Annotated in this window: 15 protein-coding genes; 9 read left to right on the top strand and 6 right to left on the bottom strand. The window is 72.9% G+C overall.

Annotation, left to right across the window (positions count from 1 at the left end; translation table 11 throughout):
• The first annotated feature begins 136 nt into the window (after window positions 1–136).
• Window positions 137–1,066, top strand: a complete 930-nt coding sequence (locus tag DEJ43_RS24105; RefSeq protein ID WP_041662844.1) for an NYN domain-containing protein — start codon at window positions 137–139, stop codon at window positions 1,064–1,066.
• Window positions 1,067–1,085: 19 nt separating this feature from the next.
• Here the strand turns inward: DEJ43_RS24105 and DEJ43_RS24110 are convergent, their stop codons facing one another.
• Complete coding sequence (locus tag DEJ43_RS24110) at window positions 1,086–1,973, bottom strand: alpha/beta fold hydrolase (protein ID WP_041662845.1); 888 nt, start codon at window positions 1,971–1,973, stop codon at window positions 1,086–1,088.
• An 88-nt stretch (window positions 1,974–2,061) separates the two neighbouring features.
• Window positions 2,062–4,686: a DEAD/DEAH box helicase gene (locus DEJ43_RS24115; protein WP_015035998.1), complete on the bottom strand. Its 2,625-nt coding sequence runs from the start codon at window positions 4,684–4,686 to the stop codon at window positions 2,062–2,064.
• Between the two features lie 484 nt (window positions 4,687–5,170).
• Here DEJ43_RS24115 and DEJ43_RS24120 point away from each other — a divergent pair, with 484 nt between their 5' ends.
• Window positions 5,171–5,893 (top strand): ferritin-like fold-containing protein, encoded by a 723-nt coding sequence (locus DEJ43_RS24120; protein WP_015035999.1) that lies wholly within the window; start codon window positions 5,171–5,173, stop codon window positions 5,891–5,893.
• A gap of 42 nt (window positions 5,894–5,935) precedes the next feature.
• On the opposite strand, the gene DEJ43_RS24125 is transcribed toward DEJ43_RS24120, so the two are convergent.
• The 4 genes from DEJ43_RS24125 to DEJ43_RS24140 form a co-directional block, all read right to left on the bottom strand.
• The gene (locus DEJ43_RS24125) at window positions 5,936–6,205 is read right to left on the bottom strand and encodes a hypothetical protein (protein WP_015036000.1); all 270 of its coding nucleotides are present in this window, start codon (window positions 6,203–6,205) and stop codon (window positions 5,936–5,938) included.
• Window positions 6,206–6,371: 166 nt separating this feature from the next.
• The gene (locus DEJ43_RS24130; protein ID WP_015036001.1) at window positions 6,372–6,599 is read right to left on the bottom strand and encodes a DUF3107 domain-containing protein; all 228 of its coding nucleotides are present in this window, start codon (window positions 6,597–6,599) and stop codon (window positions 6,372–6,374) included.
• A 126-nt stretch (window positions 6,600–6,725) separates the two neighbouring features.
• Window positions 6,726–7,385, bottom strand: a complete 660-nt coding sequence (locus DEJ43_RS24135; protein WP_015036002.1) for a TetR/AcrR family transcriptional regulator — start codon at window positions 7,383–7,385, stop codon at window positions 6,726–6,728.
• Window positions 7,386–7,530: 145 nt separating this feature from the next.
• Window positions 7,531–7,746 carry a hypothetical protein gene (locus tag DEJ43_RS24140; protein ID WP_041662846.1) on the bottom strand — a complete coding sequence of 72 codons (216 nt, stop codon included), beginning with the start codon at window positions 7,744–7,746 and terminating at the stop codon, window positions 7,531–7,533.
• A 140-nt stretch (window positions 7,747–7,886) separates the two neighbouring features.
• Between DEJ43_RS24140 and DEJ43_RS24145 the strand changes: the two genes are divergently transcribed.
• The 7 genes from DEJ43_RS24145 (at window position 7,887) to DEJ43_RS24170 (ending at window position 16,001) form a co-directional block, all read left to right on the top strand.
• On the top strand, window positions 7,887–8,855 hold the full coding sequence (locus DEJ43_RS24145) for an alpha/beta fold hydrolase (RefSeq protein WP_041662848.1): 969 nt from the start codon (window positions 7,887–7,889) through the stop codon (window positions 8,853–8,855).
• Between the two features lie 8 nt (window positions 8,856–8,863).
• The gene (locus tag DEJ43_RS24150) at window positions 8,864–10,252 is read left to right on the top strand and encodes a DUF3152 domain-containing protein (protein ID WP_015036005.1); all 1,389 of its coding nucleotides are present in this window, start codon (window positions 8,864–8,866) and stop codon (window positions 10,250–10,252) included.
• Between the two features lie 100 nt (window positions 10,253–10,352).
• On the top strand, window positions 10,353–10,448 hold the full coding sequence (locus tag DEJ43_RS38700) for an Ms4533A family Cys-rich leader peptide (RefSeq protein ID WP_317851059.1): 96 nt from the start codon (window positions 10,353–10,355) through the stop codon (window positions 10,446–10,448).
• Between the two features lie 198 nt (window positions 10,449–10,646).
• Window positions 10,647–12,377 (top strand): ABC transporter substrate-binding protein, encoded by a 1,731-nt coding sequence (locus DEJ43_RS24155; protein WP_015036006.1) that lies wholly within the window; start codon window positions 10,647–10,649, stop codon window positions 12,375–12,377.
• Window positions 12,374–13,348 (top strand): ABC transporter permease, encoded by a 975-nt coding sequence (locus DEJ43_RS24160; RefSeq protein WP_015036007.1) that lies wholly within the window; start codon window positions 12,374–12,376, stop codon window positions 13,346–13,348. Before DEJ43_RS24155 ends, DEJ43_RS24160 begins: the two co-directional genes overlap by 4 nt.
• Window positions 13,348–14,337 carry an ABC transporter permease gene (locus tag DEJ43_RS24165; protein ID WP_015036008.1) on the top strand — a complete coding sequence of 330 codons (990 nt, stop codon included), beginning with the start codon at window positions 13,348–13,350 and terminating at the stop codon, window positions 14,335–14,337. Before DEJ43_RS24160 ends, DEJ43_RS24165 begins: the two co-directional genes overlap by 1 nt.
• Window positions 14,334–16,001, top strand: coding sequence for a dipeptide ABC transporter ATP-binding protein (locus DEJ43_RS24170; RefSeq protein ID WP_015036009.1), 1,668 nt, complete (start codon window positions 14,334–14,336; stop codon window positions 15,999–16,001). Before DEJ43_RS24165 ends, DEJ43_RS24170 begins: the two co-directional genes overlap by 4 nt.
• Window positions 16,002–16,181: the final 180 nt, after the last annotated feature.

Below are 16,181 nucleotides of genomic sequence, written 5' to 3' on the forward strand. Positions count from 1 at the left end.
GAACTGCGTTACATACGGGTCCAACGACATGCATCCTGCAAACATTCCTTACGCTAAGGAAAATTTTCGGATGACTAACTACTGGCGGGTAGAGGGTGTGGCGGCGGGCCCCGGGGCGGCGGACAATGAGCCCCGTATGAACGACGCAGACACACCCCAGGTGACCGAGACCGACGCCCGCCTGCGCGCCCTGGACGGGCGCCTGGAGCGCACCAACGAGCTCCTCCAGCGGATGCTGGCCGAGGTCGCCAGGACGCCCTCCACCCATGCCATCTTCGTCGACGCGGGTTACGTCCATGCTGCGGCCGGGTTGCTGGTGGCGGGCACCGAGGACCGCCGGTCCTTCGACCTCGACGCCGAGGGGCTCATCGAGGCCTTCATCGACAAGGCCCGGACGATCTTCGCGGACAGCAGGCTGCTCCGCGTCTACTGGTACGACGGGGCCAGACGCCGCATCCACACCCCCGAGCAGCAGGCCATCGCCGAGCTGCCCGACGTCAAGGTCAGGCTCGGCAACCTCAACGCCAACAACCAGCAGAAGGGCGTCGACTCCCTGATCCGCACCGACCTGGAGTCCCTCGCCCGTCACCGCGCCATCAGCGACGCCGCCCTCGTCGGCGGCGACGAGGACCTGGTCTCCGCCGTCGAGGCCGCCCAGGGCTACGGCGCCCGCGTCCACCTCTGGGGCATCGAGGCCGCCGAGGGGCGCAACCAGGCCGAGGCGCTCCTCTGGGAGGTCGACAGCCAGCGCACCTTCGAGCTCGACTTCTGCCGCCCGTACGTCACCCGCCGCCCCGTCACCACGTACGAGAACGAGGGCGAGCCGCCGCCCTCCCGCGAGGAGGTGCGGTTCGTCGGCGCCCAGATCGCCGCGACCTGGCTCGGTGAACGCGGCCGCGACCGGCTCGCCGAGCTCCTGCCGGGTGCGCCCTATCTGCCGGGCCCCGTCGACCAGGACCTGCTCGTCGAGGCGGAACGGCTCCTCAGCCGCTCCCTGCGCGGCCACGCCGCGCTCCGGCGCGCCCTGCGGGACGGCTTCTGGCAGCACGTCAAGGCGCAGTTCTGAGGGGACCGGCCGGTCGCCCTCAGGGCCTCGTCGGGACGTCGGCGGGCGCGGTCGTCCGCTCCCAGAAGCCGGTGAGCCGGTCCGTCAGCTCGCGCGGGTGCGACACGTTGGGGGAGTGGCCGGCCCCCGCCACCACCGTGTGGTGCGCGCCGGTGCGGGCGGCCGCCGCCGCGAGGGCCGCCGTCGGCCAGACCATCTCGTCCGCCCCGTACGCGATGTGCAGCGGCATCCGCAGCGCGGCCAGCTCCGCCGTACCGTCCTGACGGCTGAGCAACAGCCGCCCCGCCCCGGCCAGTTGGGCGATCCGGGTGCGCGTCCAGCGCCGCCGCAGGAAGCCCGCGAGCTCCGGGGCGTCATCCGTGTCCGGCTCCTCGCCCCGGCTGTCCAGCCAGCACATCGCCTGCCACACCCGGTCCTTCGGCAGGAACGCGAGCGCGACGCGCAGCACCCGCACGCGGATCCGCTGCGGCCGGGCGACCCGGCCGGGGCCCGAGGAGAGCAGGGTGAGCGACGTGAAGGCGGCCGGGGCGAGCGAGGCCGCGGCGCGCGCCACCAGGCCGCCGAACGAGTGGCCGAGCAGATGGACGGGACCGTCGCCGAGGGCCGCGGCCTGGGCCACCGCGTCGAGCGCGAGCGCCTTGCGGCGGTAGGCGGCCCGGCCCCGGGGGCCGGGGGACTCGTACTGACCGCGTCCGTCGACGGCCACGGCCCGGTATCCGGCCTCGCCGAGCGGCCCCAGCACGGCCAGGAAGTCCTCCTTGCTGCCGGTGTACCCGGGCAGCAGCAGCACCGTTCCGCGCCGCGGGCCCCGGGGCTCGGTGTCCAGGACGGCGAAGTCGCCCCGCGCCGTGACGAGGCGGCGGGCGCGGGTGCCGGGCGGGAGGACGAGGGACCGGGGCTTGCTCATGTCTGGACTGTAACCGTCCGGGGACGGCACACGACCGCGGCCCGGCCCCTGGGGAGGGGCCGGGCCGCGGTCACGAGGACGGACGGGATCAGCCCTCGGGCTGGGCCGCCGCCTTCTTGGTGGTGCGGCGGCGCGGGGCCTTCGGGGCCTCGGCCTCGGCGGCCTCGGCGACCGCCGCCGCGGCGGCCTTCTTCGTCGTACGGCGACGGGTCGGCGCCTTGGGCTCCGATGCGTCGGGCGCCTCGGCGGTCACCGTCTTCTTGGCCGCGCGGCGACGGGGGGCCTTGGGGGCCTCCTCGGCGGCGGGAGCCTCGGCGGTCTCGGCCACCGGCTCCGCGACGGCCTTCTTGGCCGTACGGCGACGGGGGGCCTTCTTGGGCTCCTCGACCGGGGCCTCGGCGACGGGGGCCTCGGCGACCGGGGCCGGAGCGGCCTCGGCGACCGGGGCGGCCTTGGTGACCGGGACCGTGATGATGACCGGCTCGGCGGAGGTCGCGGAGGCCGGCGAACCGGCAGCCTTCCGGACCACCCGGCGACGCGCGGGCTTCTTCGGCTCCTCCTCGACGACCGGCGCGGGCGCCGGCTCGACGATCGCCTCGACGACCGGCGCGGCGGTGACCGGCGAACCGGCCGCCTTGCGCACGACCCGGCGGCGACGCGGCGCGGGGACCTCCGCCGTGACCGCGGCCGGAGCCTCGGCGACGGGCGCGACGGCCTCGACGGCCACCGCAGCGGCGGCGGGGACCTCGGCGACCGGGGCGGCGACGGTGACCTCGGCGGTCTCGGCGACCGGCTCCGCGGCGGCCTTCCTGGCCGTACGGCGACGGGTGGTCTTCTTCGGCTCGACCGGGGCCTCGGCGACCGGCGCCGGAGCGGCCTCGGCGACCGGAGCGGCGGCCCGCAGGGCGGCCGCGGCGGTCTCGACCGTCTGGAACGACACGGTGTCCTCGACCGGCCGGGTCACCCGGGGGCGGCGACGGCGCGGCGCGGGAGCGAGCTCCTGCGCCACCGGGGCCGGGGCGGCGGGCGTGGCCTTCACGGCCTCCGGACGGGCGGCCGTACGGCTGCGACGGCGCGGGGCCTTCGGCTGCTCGGCGATCGGGGCCTCGGTGACGGCCGCGGCGGCGACGGGCGCCGGAGCGGTCTCGACCGCGACACGGGCGGCGGGGGCCTCGGCCACGACACGGGCGGCCGGAGCCTCCTCGACCGCGACACGGGCGGCCGGAGCCACCGGTGCGGCCTCGGCGACCGGGGCGGCCTTGACCGCCTGGGTCACCGGCGCGGAGCCCGGGGCACCGACGCGGGTGCGACGGCGGCGGCGCGGGGTGCGCGGACCGGACTCGGCCGTGGCCTCGTCCGTCACCGGCGCGGCCTCGACGGCCGGGGCCGCCGACGCGGGGGCGTCGGTGTCGCTGCCGCCGCGGGTGCGACGGCGCTGACGCGGGGTCCGCGTCCGCTCCGGGCGCTCCTCGGTCCGCTCGGTCCGGTCGTGGCCCTTCGGGCCGCGCGCACGGCGTCCGCCGGGCTCGCCCAGGTCCTCCAGCTCCTCCGCGCCCAGACCCGCACGGGTCCGCTCGGCGCGGGGCAGGATGCCCTTGGTGCCCGCCGGGATGTCCAGGTCCTCGAAGAGGTGCGGGGACGAGGAGTACGTCTCGACCGGCTCGTGGAAGTCCAGTTCGAGCGCCTTGTTGATGAGCTGCCAGCGCGGGATGTCGTCCCAGTCGACCAGGGTGACGGCCGTGCCCTTGTTGCCCGCGCGGCCGGTGCGGCCCACGCGGTGCAGGAAGGTCTTCTCGTCCTCGGGCGACTGGTAGTTGATGACGTGGGTGACGCCCTCGACGTCGATGCCGCGGGCGGCGACGTCGGTGCAGACGAGCACGTCGACCTTGCCGTTGCGGAAGGCGCGCAGCGCCTGCTCGCGGGCGCCCTGGCCGAGGTCGCCGTGGACCGCGCCGGACGCGAAGCCGCGGCGCTCCAGCTGCTCGGCGATGTCGGCGGCGGTGCGCTTGGTGCGGCAGAAGATCATCGCGAGCCCGCGGCCGTTGGCCTGCAGGATGCGGGAGACCATCTCCGGCTTGTCCATGTTGTGCGCGCGGTAGACGTGCTGCTTGATGTTGGCGACGGTGGCGCCCTCGCCGTCGGGCGAGGTGGCGCGGATGTGCGTCGGCTGCGACATGTAGCGGCGGGCCAGGCCGATGACCGCGCCCGGCATGGTGGCCGAGAACAGCATCGTCTGACGCTTCGCCGGAAGCATGTTGATGATCTTCTCGACGTCGGGCAGGAAGCCCAGGTCGAGCATCTCGTCGGCCTCGTCGAGGACGAGGACCTTGACGTGGGACAGGTCGAGCTTGCGCTGGCCGGCCAGGTCGAGCAGGCGGCCGGGGGTGCCGACGATGACGTCGACGCCCTTCTTCAGGGCCTCGACCTGGGGCTCGTACGCACGGCCGCCGTAGATGGCGAGCACCCGCACGTTCCGCACCTTGCCGGCGGTGAGCAGGTCGTTGGTGACCTGCTGGCACAGCTCGCGGGTGGGGACGACGACGAGCGCCTGCGGGGCGTCGGTCAGCTGCTCGGGCTTCGCCCGGCCGGCCTCGACGTCCGTGGGGACGGTGACGCGCTCCAGGATGGGGAGGCCGAAACCGAGGGTCTTGCCCGTGCCGGTCTTGGCCTGGCCGATGACGTCGGTGCCGGAGAGGGCGACCGGAAGGGTCATCTCCTGGATGGGGAAGGGGTTGACGATGCCGACGGCCTCCAGGGCCTCGGCCGTCTCGGGAAGGATTCCGAGTTCTCGGAAAGTCGTAGTCAGGGTGCTGCCTCTTCTGTGAGACGCGGTGCGAGGCGAACGAAGGGGGTCGTACCGTGCCGGGAACTTCCGGGCGATCGGGAAGATCGCTGCCGGGTGGCGCGGGACCACTGCCGTCGCTCGAGCGTCGTACCGCTGAGGGTGACCCTTCCGCGGGTCCGCCGGAAGGGCTGTCGGGCCGGAGCCGATCGGGCCACCGACCGGGCATCCTCATTCATGAGTCGGCCCACCGAACACGTCCGAACGTGCGAAAGCATGTCCGCATACTCAGCAGGCGCCTTACCACTGTACCCCGGAATCGCGCATGTGTGTTGGGAGAAATGGTGATGAGGGCACGGTCACACTGACTGACCAGCGCCTTCCCCCGCCGCGCGGGCGGGCTATTGTGCGCTCCATGGAGACGCCTGACAACGCCACACCCACCGGGATCGCCGCCAAGGACTGGGCGACGGCTTCCGCCGAGCCGCAGTACCGCGCCGCCGTGATCGACCTCCTCGGCGCCCTCGCCTACGGAGAGCTCGCGGCCTTCGAGCGGCTCGCCGAGGACGCCAAGCTGGCGCCGACCCTCGCGGACAAGGCGGAGCTGGCGAAGATGGCCTCGGCCGAGTTCCACCACTTCGAGCAGCTGCGCGACCGGCTCACCGCCGTGGACGCCGAGCCGACCGCGGCCATGGAGCCCTTCGCGAAGGCGCTCGACGACTTCCACCGCCAGACCGCGCCGTCGGACTGGCTGGAGGGCCTGGTCAAGGCGTACGTCGGCGACTCGATCGCCAGCGACTTCTACCGGGAGGTCGCGGCCCGCCTCGACTCCGACACGCGCGGACTCGTCCTCTCCGTGCTCGACGACACCGGCCACGGCAACTTCGCCGTGGAGAAGGTCCGCGCGGCGATCGACGCCGACCCGCGGGTCGGCGGCCGGCTCGCGCTCTGGGCGCGTCGTCTGATGGGTGAGGCGCTCTCGCAGGCCCAGCGCGTGGTCGCCGAGCGCGACGCGCTCTCGACCATGCTGGTCGGCGGCGTCGCGGACGGCTTCGACCTCGCGGAGGTGGGCCGGATGTTCTCCCGGATCACCGAGGCGCACACCAAGCGGATGGCCGCGCTGGGCCTGGCCGCCTGAGGTCGTACCGACTCCGTCGTACGGAACGGGGGGCGGTGTCGCTCACACCGTCGCTGATCGTCGCAGCCGCCGCGAGGAGGGCCGGATCAGCAGCGAGAGCAGCACCGCCGCCACCGCCACCGCACCGATCAGGGTGGCGAGGAAGTGACCGGGGCCGAGGGCCCCGTGGGTGACGAGCGCGCCGAACACCCCGCCGAGCGTGCCGGTGGCGAGGACGATCACCCGAAGGGGGAGGCGGTCGGGGAGCCGGTGTGCGGCTGCCCACGCCAGGGCGAAACCGAGCAGGGCCGAACCGAGGACTTCCAGGAACACGGCGGATCACCTCGCGGGGGGTGCGGGGCGGGTGGTGCGGTCGAACCCCTCCTACCCCAGCGCTCCGGAACGCAATCCTCCCGTACGCCCTGACGTGGCCATACGGACATACGAAAGGCCCGGTGGACCGTGCCGGTCCACCGGGCCCTTCCCACAGATCCTGGGCTCAGAGCGCGCCGAAACCCACGCGGCGAACGGCGGGCTCGCCGAGCTCCACGTACGCGATCTTCTCGGCCGGGATCAGAACCTTGCGGCCCTTCTCGTCCGAGAGGCTGAGCAGCTGCGCCTTGCCGGCCAGCGCGTCGGCCACGGCGCGCTCCACCTCCTCGGCGGACTGCCCGCTCTCCAGAACGATCTCCCGGGGTGCGTGCTGCACGCCGATCTTGACCTCCACGGCTATGTCCCTCCGAACGGTCAGCTGTGCGCGAATACCGCGCCGTACGCTGCACACATTAGCCCGGTGAGGGGACGCGCAAAGCTCAGCGGCCGCACGCCAGGAGCGAACAGCCCACGGGAATGCTCAGTGACCCTCGGCGCTCAGCTGTCCGTCCACCGCGTGCAGCGGGAAACCGGCGATACCGCGCCAGGCGAGCGAGGTCAGCAGCCCGACGGCCTTGTCGCGCGGAATGGCCGACTCGCTGGACAGCCAGTAGCGGGCGACGACCTGGGACACGCCGCCGAGCCCCACGGCGAGCAGCATCGACTCGTCCTTGGACAGGCCGGTGTCCTCGGCGATGACGTCCGAGATGGCCTCGGCGCACTGCAGGCTCACCCGGTCGACGCGCTCGCGCACGGCCGGCTCGTTCGTCAGATCGGACTCGAAGACCAGCCGGAAGGCGCCGCCCTCGTCCTCGACGTACGCGAAATAGGCGTCCATGGTGGCCGCGACGCGCAGCTTGTTGTCCGTGGTGGAGGCCAGGGCCGTCCGCACGGCGAGGAGGAGCGACTCGCAGTGCTGGTCGAGCAGGGCCAGGTACAGCTCGAGCTTCCCGGGGAAGTGCTGGTAGAGCACCGGCTTGCTGACGCCCGCCCGCTCGGCGATGTCGTCCATCGCGGCGGAGTGGTACCCCTGGGCGACGAAGACCTCCTGGGCCGCGCCGAGCAGCTGGTTCCGTCGGGCACGTCGCGGCAGGCGCGTGCCCCGAGGGCGTGCTGCCTCTGTCTGCTCGATGGCGCTCACGCGGCCTCCCAAAAATCGATCCATGCGCGCTGTCGCACGCGCCGCCATCGTACTTTTGGGTAACCCGGCTGTGCGCGGTGCGAACGCAGAATTTCACGGACCGGACGCCCGGGTCGACAGTCGATTCACGATTGAACCGAACAAATCAGCGGTAGTCGTCCTCGTCCTGGGTGACCACACGCGCCTGTTCGGAGGAGTCGGCCTCGTTCGCCGAGTCGCGTTCGACGTGGGTGACCGGCTCGTCCTCGCGTTGCTGCAGTTCGGTGTGCTGCTCGGCAGCGTCGGCCTCGGGGATTTCCTGGTCCAGCACGACGTCCTCTTCCTCGGTGAATGTGTCCGGATCGGTCGGATCGACAGTCATGCGGTTCCTTCCGGCACGCGGGTCGCGGTCCTCTCCGATGGCCCTCTCTCCGAGCCTAGGAGCACCCGCGCCATGCCGCACACGCACTTGTGACGGCACCCACACGTCCGCGCGCGTGATCGTCTCGTAATATTGCGGCCATGTCGTCGACCGAGCTGCCGGAAACCCGGAGCGCCGCCGCACCGGCCGCCTCGCGCGCCACCCGCGCCGTGCGGGTCGCCGACGGCGAGGAGCTCCGCTCCGTGTCCCTGCCCGGCCTCAGCCTCACCGTGCGGGCCCGGCCGGGCGACACGCCGGGACTGCCGCCCGCGCTGTACGTCCACGGCCTCGGCGGGTCCTCGCAGAACTGGTCCGCCCTGATGCCGCTGCTCGCGGACCTCGTCGACGGCGAGGCGGTCGACCTGCCCGGCTTCGGCGACTCGCCGCCGCCCGACGACGGCAACTACTCGATCATCGCGCACGCCCGGGCCGTCATCCGGCTCCTCGACTCCGCGGGACGCGGCCCGGTGCACCTCTTCGGCAACTCGCTGGGCGGCGCCGTCGCCACCCGCGTCGCCGCGGCCCGGCCCGACCTGGTCCGCACCCTCACCCTGATCTCGCCGGCACTGCCCGAGCTGCGCGCCCAGCGGACCACCTGGCCCACGGTGCTGCTCGCGGTGCCCGGCGTCGCCTCGGCCTTCGCGAGGCTCACCAAGGACTGGACGGCCGAGCAGCGGGTCCGCGGCGTCCTCGCCCTCTGTTACGGGGACCCCGGCCGGGTCACCGACGAGGGGCTTCGGCACGCCGTGGAAGAGATGGAGCGGCGCCTCGAGCTCCCCTACTTCTGGGACGCCATGGCCCGTTCCTCGCGCGGCATCGTCGACGCGTACACGCTCGGCGGCCAGCACGGACTGTGGCGGCAGGCCGAACGGGTCCTCGCCCCCACTCTGCTCGTCTACGGCGGTCGCGACCGGCTGGTGTCGTACCGTATGGCCCGGCGGGCGGCCGCCACGTTCCGGGGTTCGCGCCTGCTGACCCTCCCCGACGCGGGGCACGTGGCGATGATGGAGTACCCCGAGACGGTCGCCCAGGCCGCCCGGGACCTGATCGTCGATCACGGCGGGAGCTGATCCGGGGCGTGGGACGACATAGCCGCAAGGGCTCCGCGCCCTCGGTGGGCGACACCGGGCAACAGACAGCGGTTCCGCAGGCGCAGGCGCCGGCGCCGGGGGCGGGGACACCAGGATCACCGGGGACACCCGGGGCACCGGCCGGCCGCGCGCCGGGCACCGGGCGCCGCCGCAGGACCGCGGACGGCACGGGCCCACGGCAGCCCGGCGACCCGACCGGCACACCGGCCCACGGCAGCCCGGCGTACGGGAACCCGGCGTACGGGACCCCGACGCAGGGGACGCCCGCGCACGGCACTCCGGCGTACGGGTACGCCGGTGGGGCGCATGACACCGGTTCCCACGCCACCCCCGGCACCCCGGCGCACGGGACGCCCGTGTACCGGACCCCCGTGCGGGGCGGGCATCCGCAGCACGACGAGAGCACCGCGGCCCGGCCCGGGCCGTACGTACCCCGGCACGGCGCGCCCCGCGCCGCTGAGGCCGGGCCGGACGCCGCGCAGGCGCCGTTCATCCCCGGTCAGCGCCGCGAGAGCGGCCCCGGGGACGAGGAGCCGATGGCCGGCCGGGGCGGTCTCGGCCGCACCCTCACCGGGGTCGCGGCGGCCGCCGTCGCCACCGTCCTCGCGGTCGTCGTCACCGGGCAGGTCACCGAGCAGGAGGAGTCCCCGTCCGCGGCCCGCGCCGCCGGGCAGCCGGACGGGCGTGCCTCGGACGACACCTCCGCCTCCCGCTCCGACGAGCGGCCCGTCCCGCCGAGCCCGGCGGCGACCCCCAGCGGCTTCCCGCCGCCGCCGACGTACGACGAGCTGATCGGCTACCAGTTCCCGATCGACCCGAAGATGAAGGGGCCCGGGACCTTCAAGGCCGTGCCGGGCTTCCAGAAGGCGCCGGGCAAGGGGAAGACGATCCGCTACCGGATCGACGTGGAGGACGGCCTAGGCCTCGACCAGGAGCTGTTCACCACGGCCGTGTTCAAGACGCTGAACGACGCGCGGAGTTGGGCGGGGAAGGGGGAGATGACCTTCGAGCGCATTTCCACCGGGGACCCGCAGTTCGTCATCACGCTCGCCAGCCCGGGCACCACCGGCGACTGGTGCCGGAAGTCCGGTCTCGACACCACGATCGACAACGTGTCCTGCGACTCGGCCAGCACGAACCGCGTGATGATCAACGCCTTCCGCTGGGCACAGGGCTCGGAGACCTTCGGTCCCAAGGCGATGCTCGCGTATCGCCAGATGCTCATCAATCACGAGGTCGGGCACCGGCTCGGGCACGGGCATGTGAACTGCCGCACTCCGGGTGCGCTCGCCCCGGTGATGCAGCAGCAGACGAAGTCGCTGGACATCGACGGGATCAAGTGCCGTCCCAACCCCTGGGTGCATCCGGGCAGTTGACGTCGGACCCGATGACCGTTCGCTCACATTCTGAGACGGGTGTCTCAGGAACGGGCGGGCCGCGTTGACATCGTTCGGGCGTTCGTTCATATTTCTCGGCATGTCGCACCGTCACGTCGTCTCCGATCGCGCCGCCTTCGAGCTGGCGCTCATCGGCGTGGCCGGACATTCCGTCGCCGACGTTCTCTGTAGCTGACGGGCATCCGAGCGCCCGTCGGCCTTTCGCTTCTCCCGCATAGCCGACGCCTTCCGCGCCCGGGTGTTCCCGCCCCGCAGGCGCGGCGTTTCCTTTCTTTCTCCGGTGCTCTGACATTCCTTTCGGATGCCGCCACTCGCCGCTGCCTGCGTGGAATTCCTTTTCCCGTACCCGCAGTTCTCCGAGAGGTTTTCTCCGATGCGTCAATCGTCCGTCGTTCCGCGCCGCGTGGCCGTGACCGCCGTCAGTCTCGTCCTGACCCTGGGCGTCGCCGCCTGCGCGGGCCCCGAGGACACCGGCGCCAAGGGCGGCACCTCGGGCAAGGCCGCGGGCGCCCCGCAGAAGGGCGGCACGCTGACCGTCCTCAACACCGAGGCCCAGACCGACTTCGACCCCGCCCGCCTCTACACCTCCGGCGGCGGCAACGTCCCCTCCCTCGTCTTCCGTACGCTCACCACCCGCAACCGCGAGGCGGGCACCGCCGGCACCCAGGTCGTCCCCGACCTCGCCACCGACACCGGCCGCCCCAACAAGGACGCCACGGAGTGGACGTACACCCTGAAGGAAGGGCTGAAGTTCGAGGACGGCACGCCCATCACCAGCGCCGACATCAAGTACGGCATCGAGCGCTCCTTCGCCGCCGAACTCTCCGGCGGCGCCCCCTACCTGCGTGACTGGCTCGTCGGCGGCGACACGTACCAGGGCCCCTACAAGGACAAGAAGGGACTCGCGTCCATCGTCACCCCCGACGACCGGACCATCGTCTTCAAGCTGAAGAAGCCCGAGGGCGAGTTCCCCTTCGTCGCCACCCAGACCCAGTTCGCCCCGGTCCCGAAGGCCAAGGACACCGGCGCGAAGTACGAGGAGCACCCCGTCTCCTCCGGCCCGTACAAGGTCGTCACGAACGAGAACGACGGCGAGCGCCTCACCCTGGAGCGCAACGAGCACTGGGACCCCAAGACCGACGAGGAGCGCAAGGCCTACCCGGACAAGATCGACGTCCGGTCCGGTCTCGACGAGGCCGTGATCAACCAGCGCCTCGCCACCTCCACCGGGGCCGACGCCTCCGCGATCACCACCGACACCAACCTCGGCCCGGCCGAGCTCGCCCAGATCGGCTCCGACAAGGCGCTCGCCGCCCGCGTCGGCACCGGCCACTTCGGCTTCACCAACTACCTCGCCTTCAACCCCAAGGTGAAGCCCTTCGACAACCCGAAGGTCCGCCAGGCGATCTCCTACGCGATCAACCGCACCAGCGTCGTCAACGCCGCCGGCGGTTCCGCGCTCGCCGAGCCCGCCACCACCTTCCTGCCCGAGCAGAAGGCCTTCGGCTTCACGCCGTACGACCACTTCCCGGCCGGGAAGACGGGCGACCCGGAGAAGGCCAAGCAGCTCCTGAAGGAGGCCGGCCACCCGAACGGGCTCACGATCACCCTGCTCCACTCCACCGCCCAGAACCGCGCCACCAGCCCCGAGATCGCCACCGCCGTCCAGGAGGCGCTCGGCAAGGCCGGCATCACCGTCAAGCTCGACGGCCAGCAGCCCAACTCCTTCAACGAGAAGCGCTGGAGCGTCAAGGACGCCCCCGGCTTCTTCCTCTCCCGCTGGGGTGCCGACTGGCCGGCCGGCGGCCCGTTCCTCGCGCCGATCTTCGACGGACGGCAGATCGTCACCAACGGCTCGAACTACAACCACGCGCAGCTGAACGACCCGGCGGTCAACAAGGAGATCGACGAGATCAACAAGCTGACCGACCTCAAGGCCGCCGCCGCCCGCTGGGGAGCCCTCGACAAGAAGATCGGCGAGCAGGCGCTCGACGTGCCGCTCTTCCACCCCGTCTACAAGCGGCTCGTCGGCAAGAACGTCAAGAACGTCGTCATCAGCGACTGGACCGGCGTCCTCGACATCTCGCAGGTCTCCGTCAAGTGACCGCTCTGACCGACACGACGGCGCCCGTGGCGGGCCTCCCCGCCGCGGGCGCCGCCCGGCAGGTGTGGCGACGGCTCCGCACCCGCCCCGCCGCCCTCGTCTCCGCTGCCGTCCTCCTCCTGCTCGTCCTCCTCGCCGTCGGCGCGCCGCTGTTCGCCGCCCTGGAGGGCCAGGACGCCCACACGTACCACGACGACCTCGTCGACTCGGCCCGCGGCGGCGTCCCGTACGGCGCCTTCGGCGGCGCGAGCGCCGACCACTGGCTCGGCGTCGAACCCGGCACCGGCCGCGACCTGTTCGTCCGCCTCCTCTACGGCGCCCGGATCTCCCTGCTCGTCGCCGTCGGCGCCACCGCCGTCCAGATCCTCATCGGCGTCCTCGTCGGACTCGCCGCAGGACTCGGCGGGCGCTGGATCGACGGCGTCCTCGGCCGTATCACCGACGTCCTCGTCGCCCTGCCGATGCTCGTCCTCGCCGTCGCGCTGACGGCCGTCGTCCCCCGCGCCTTCCCCCGGCCCCTGCTGCTGATCCTCGTCATCGGCTTCCTCGGCTGGGCCGGCACCTCCCGGATCGTGCGCGCCCAGACCCTCACCCTGAAGAGCCTCGACTTCGTCGCGGCCTCCCGGCTCGCGGGCTCCGGGCCGTGGCGGACCGCCCGCCGCGAGCTCCTGCCGTCCCTCGCCGCCCCCGTCATCACGTACGCGGCGATCCTCGTCCCCACCAACATCGTCGTCGAGGCGTCCCTGTCCTTCCTCGGGGTCGGCGTCACCCCGCCCACCCCGTCCTGGGGGCAGATGCTGTCGACCGCGCAGACCTGGTTCCGGGCCGATCCCGCGTACGTCCTGCTGCCCGCCGGACTGCTCTTCGTCACCGTGCTCGCCTTCACCGTCCTCGGCGACGCGGTCCGCACGGCCCTCGACCCGCGCGAGGCGAGCCGCCTGCGCGTGGGCACCCGCAAGGAGGCCTCCTGATGACCCGCTTCGTCCTCAAGCGGCTCGCGGGTGCCGTGCTCGTCCTGCTGGCCCTCTCGGTCCTCGTGTACTCGCTCTTCTACCTGGCGCCCGGCGACCCCGCGCGGCTCGCCTGCGGCGAGCGCTGCAACCCGCAGCAGATCGCCCAGGTGCGTGAGCAACTCGGTCTGAACGACACCATGTTCGTCCAGTACCTGCACTTCCTCCAGGGCGTCTTCGTCGGCCGCGACTACTCCACCGGCGTCTCCCTCGTGCACTGCGACGCGCCCTGCCTCGGGCTCTCGTACCAGAGCGACCAGCAGGTCACCCAGCTCGTCCTGGAACGGCTCCCCGCCACCGCGTCCCTCGTCGTCGGCGCGCTGGTCGTCTGGCTGGTCGTCGGCGTCGGCACCGGACTCCTCTCCGCGCTCCGCCGGGGCGGCCCCACCGAGCGGATCCTCACCCTGCTCACCCTCGCCGGGAGCGGCACCCCCGTCTTCATCCTCGGACTGCTGCTCCTCATGGCCGTCTGCGCCTACCTCCAGTGGCTGCCCTTCCCCAGCTACGTGCCGTTCGGCGAGAACCCCGAGCAGTGGGGCTGGAACCTGCTCCTTCCCTGGCTCACCCTCGGACTCTTCGAATCCGCCAAGTACGCCCGGCTCACCCGGAGCGCCACCCTGGAGACCCTCGCCGAGGACCACATCCGCACCTTCCGCGCCTACGGCGTGGGGGAGCGGTCCGTCGTCACCCGCCACGCGCTGCGCGGCGCCGTCCCGCCGGTCATCGCGATCAGCGCCGTCGACCTCGGCTCGATGTTCGGCGGGGCCGTCCTCACCGAGTCCCTCTTCGGGATCCCCGGGCTCGGCAAGACCCTCATCGACGGGGTGAAGGCGATCGACCTGCCCGTGGTGGTGGGCGTGGTCATGGTGACGGGCACGTTCGTCGTCCTCGCCAACGTCCTCGCGGACCTGCTGTACGCGGCCGCCGACCGAAGGGTGGTCCTGACGTGACCCCGATCGTCGAAGTGACCGACCTCACCGTCGAGTTCGCCCGGTCCGGCGATCCCGTACGGGCCGTGGACGGCCTCTCCTTCACCCTCGGCGAGGGCCGGGCCCTCGCCCTCGTCGGCGAGTCCGGCAGCGGCAAGTCCACCGTCGCCGCCGCCCTCCTCGGCCTCCACCGGGGGACGGGCGCGAAGGTCGGCGGCACCGTCCGGGTCGGTGGCATCGACGTCGCCACCGCGGGGCCGGGCGAACTGCGGCGGCTGCGCGGCGGCGTCGCCGCCATGGTCTTCCAGGACCCGCTGTCCGCCCTCGACCCCTACTACGCCGTCGGTGACCAGATCGCCGAGGTGTACCGGGTCCACGCCGGAGGGTCGCGGCGCGCCGCCCGCGCCCGCGCGGTCGAGGTCCTGGACCGGGTCGGCATCCCGGACGCGGCCCGCCGGACCCGTTCCCGCCCGCACGAGTTCAGCGGCGGCATGCGGCAGCGGGCCCTGCTCGCCATGGCCCTCGCCTGTGAGCCCCGGCTGCTCGTCGCCGACGAACCGACCACCGCCCTCGACGTCACCGTGCAGGCCCAGATCCTGGATCTGCTCCACGAGTTGCGGCGCGAGTCGGGCACGGCCCTGCTGCTCGTCACCCACGACGTGGGCGTCGCCGCCGAGAGCGTCGACGAGGTGCTGGTCATGCAGGGCGGCCGAGAGGTCGAACGCGGCCCCGTGGGCGAGGTGCTGGGCGCGCCGGCGGAGCCGTACACCCGGCGGCTGCTCGCGGCGGTGCCCCGGCTCGACGGTCCCGTGCGGGAGGCCGCGCCGAGCAGCCGGCCGAAGGGCGAGCCGCTGCTCGAAGTCCGTGACCTGCGGCGGGAGTTCGGGCGCGGCAGGAACTCGCTGACCGCCGTCGAGGGCGCCTCGCTCACCGTCCACGCAGGGGAGACCCTCGGCCTGGTCGGGGAGTCCGGCAGCGGCAAGACCACCCTCGGCCGGATGCTGGTCCGGCTCCTCGACCCGACCGGCGGCCAACTCCGCTACCAGGGAAGGGAGATCGGCACCCTGACCGACCGCGAGCTGCGCCCGTACCGGCGCGAACTCCAGATGGTCTTCCAGGACCCGGTCGCCTCCCTCAACCCGCGCCGCTCGATCGGCGCGTCGATCGCCGACCCGCTGCGCGTGGCGGGCGAACGCGACGAGACCCGGATACGGAGCCGGGTGCGGGAGCTGCTCGACCGCGTCGGACTCGACCCCGACCGTCACGAGGCCTACCCGCACGAGTTCAGCGGCGGGCAGCGCCAGCGCGTCGGCATCGCCCGCGCGCTCGCCGCCGACCCCCGGATCGTCGTCTGCGACGAACCCGTCTCGGCGCTCGACGTCACCACCCAGGCCCAGGTGACCGCCCTGCTCGCCGAACTCCAGGCGGAACTCGGCCTCGGGCTCGTCTTCATCGCCCACGACCTCGCCGTCGTCCGGCAGGTCAGCGACCGGGTCGCCGTCATGCGCGCGGGCCGGATCGTCGAGCAGGGCACCGTCGCCGAGGTGTACGGCGCGCCCCGCGACCCGTACACCCGGCAGCTGCTCGCCGCCGTCCCCTCGCTCGACCCGGCCCTGGCGGCCGAGCGGCGGGCGGTCCGGGCGGCGGAGCGCCGGGAAGGACGCCAGGAACTGGCCGTCGCCTGACCCTGTGTGACCGTCCCGCCCCGTACCGCGACAGAACGCGACCGGGGTGGGAAAGTTACGTGCATTCACCCCTTCCGGTGGTGCGACGGACAACCGTCCATCGCGCCACCGGTATCTCCGCTTACGTTCTTCCCGCTGCGAGTCGCCGGACCAACGGTGGCCGTCGTCAAGGGAGATCGG

The organism is Streptomyces venezuelae ATCC 10712, assembly GCF_008639165.1.
Classification (GTDB): domain Bacteria; phylum Actinomycetota; class Actinomycetes; order Streptomycetales; family Streptomycetaceae; genus Streptomyces; species Streptomyces venezuelae.

Coding starts and splice junctions, on each gene's coding strand:
- DEJ43_RS24105 (WP_041662844.1), top strand. CDS start 137: ATGAACGACGCAGACACACCCCAGGTGACCGAGACCGACGCCCGCCTG.
- DEJ43_RS24110 (WP_041662845.1), bottom strand. CDS start 1,973: ATGAGCAAGCCCCGGTCCCTCGTCCTCCCGCCCGGCACCCGCGCCCGC.
- DEJ43_RS24115 (WP_015035998.1), bottom strand. CDS start 4,686: ATGACCCTTCCGGTCGCCCTCTCCGGCACCGACGTCATCGGCCAGGCC.
- DEJ43_RS24120 (WP_015035999.1), top strand. CDS start 5,171: ATGGAGACGCCTGACAACGCCACACCCACCGGGATCGCCGCCAAGGAC.
- DEJ43_RS24140 (WP_041662846.1), bottom strand. CDS start 7,746: ATGACTGTCGATCCGACCGATCCGGACACATTCACCGAGGAAGAGGAC.
- DEJ43_RS24145 (WP_041662848.1), top strand. CDS start 7,887: ATGTCGTCGACCGAGCTGCCGGAAACCCGGAGCGCCGCCGCACCGGCC.
- DEJ43_RS38700 (WP_317851059.1), top strand. CDS start 10,353: ATGTCGCACCGTCACGTCGTCTCCGATCGCGCCGCCTTCGAGCTGGCG.
- DEJ43_RS24155 (WP_015036006.1), top strand. CDS start 10,647: ATGCGTCAATCGTCCGTCGTTCCGCGCCGCGTGGCCGTGACCGCCGTC.
- DEJ43_RS24165 (WP_015036008.1), top strand. CDS start 13,348: ATGACCCGCTTCGTCCTCAAGCGGCTCGCGGGTGCCGTGCTCGTCCTG.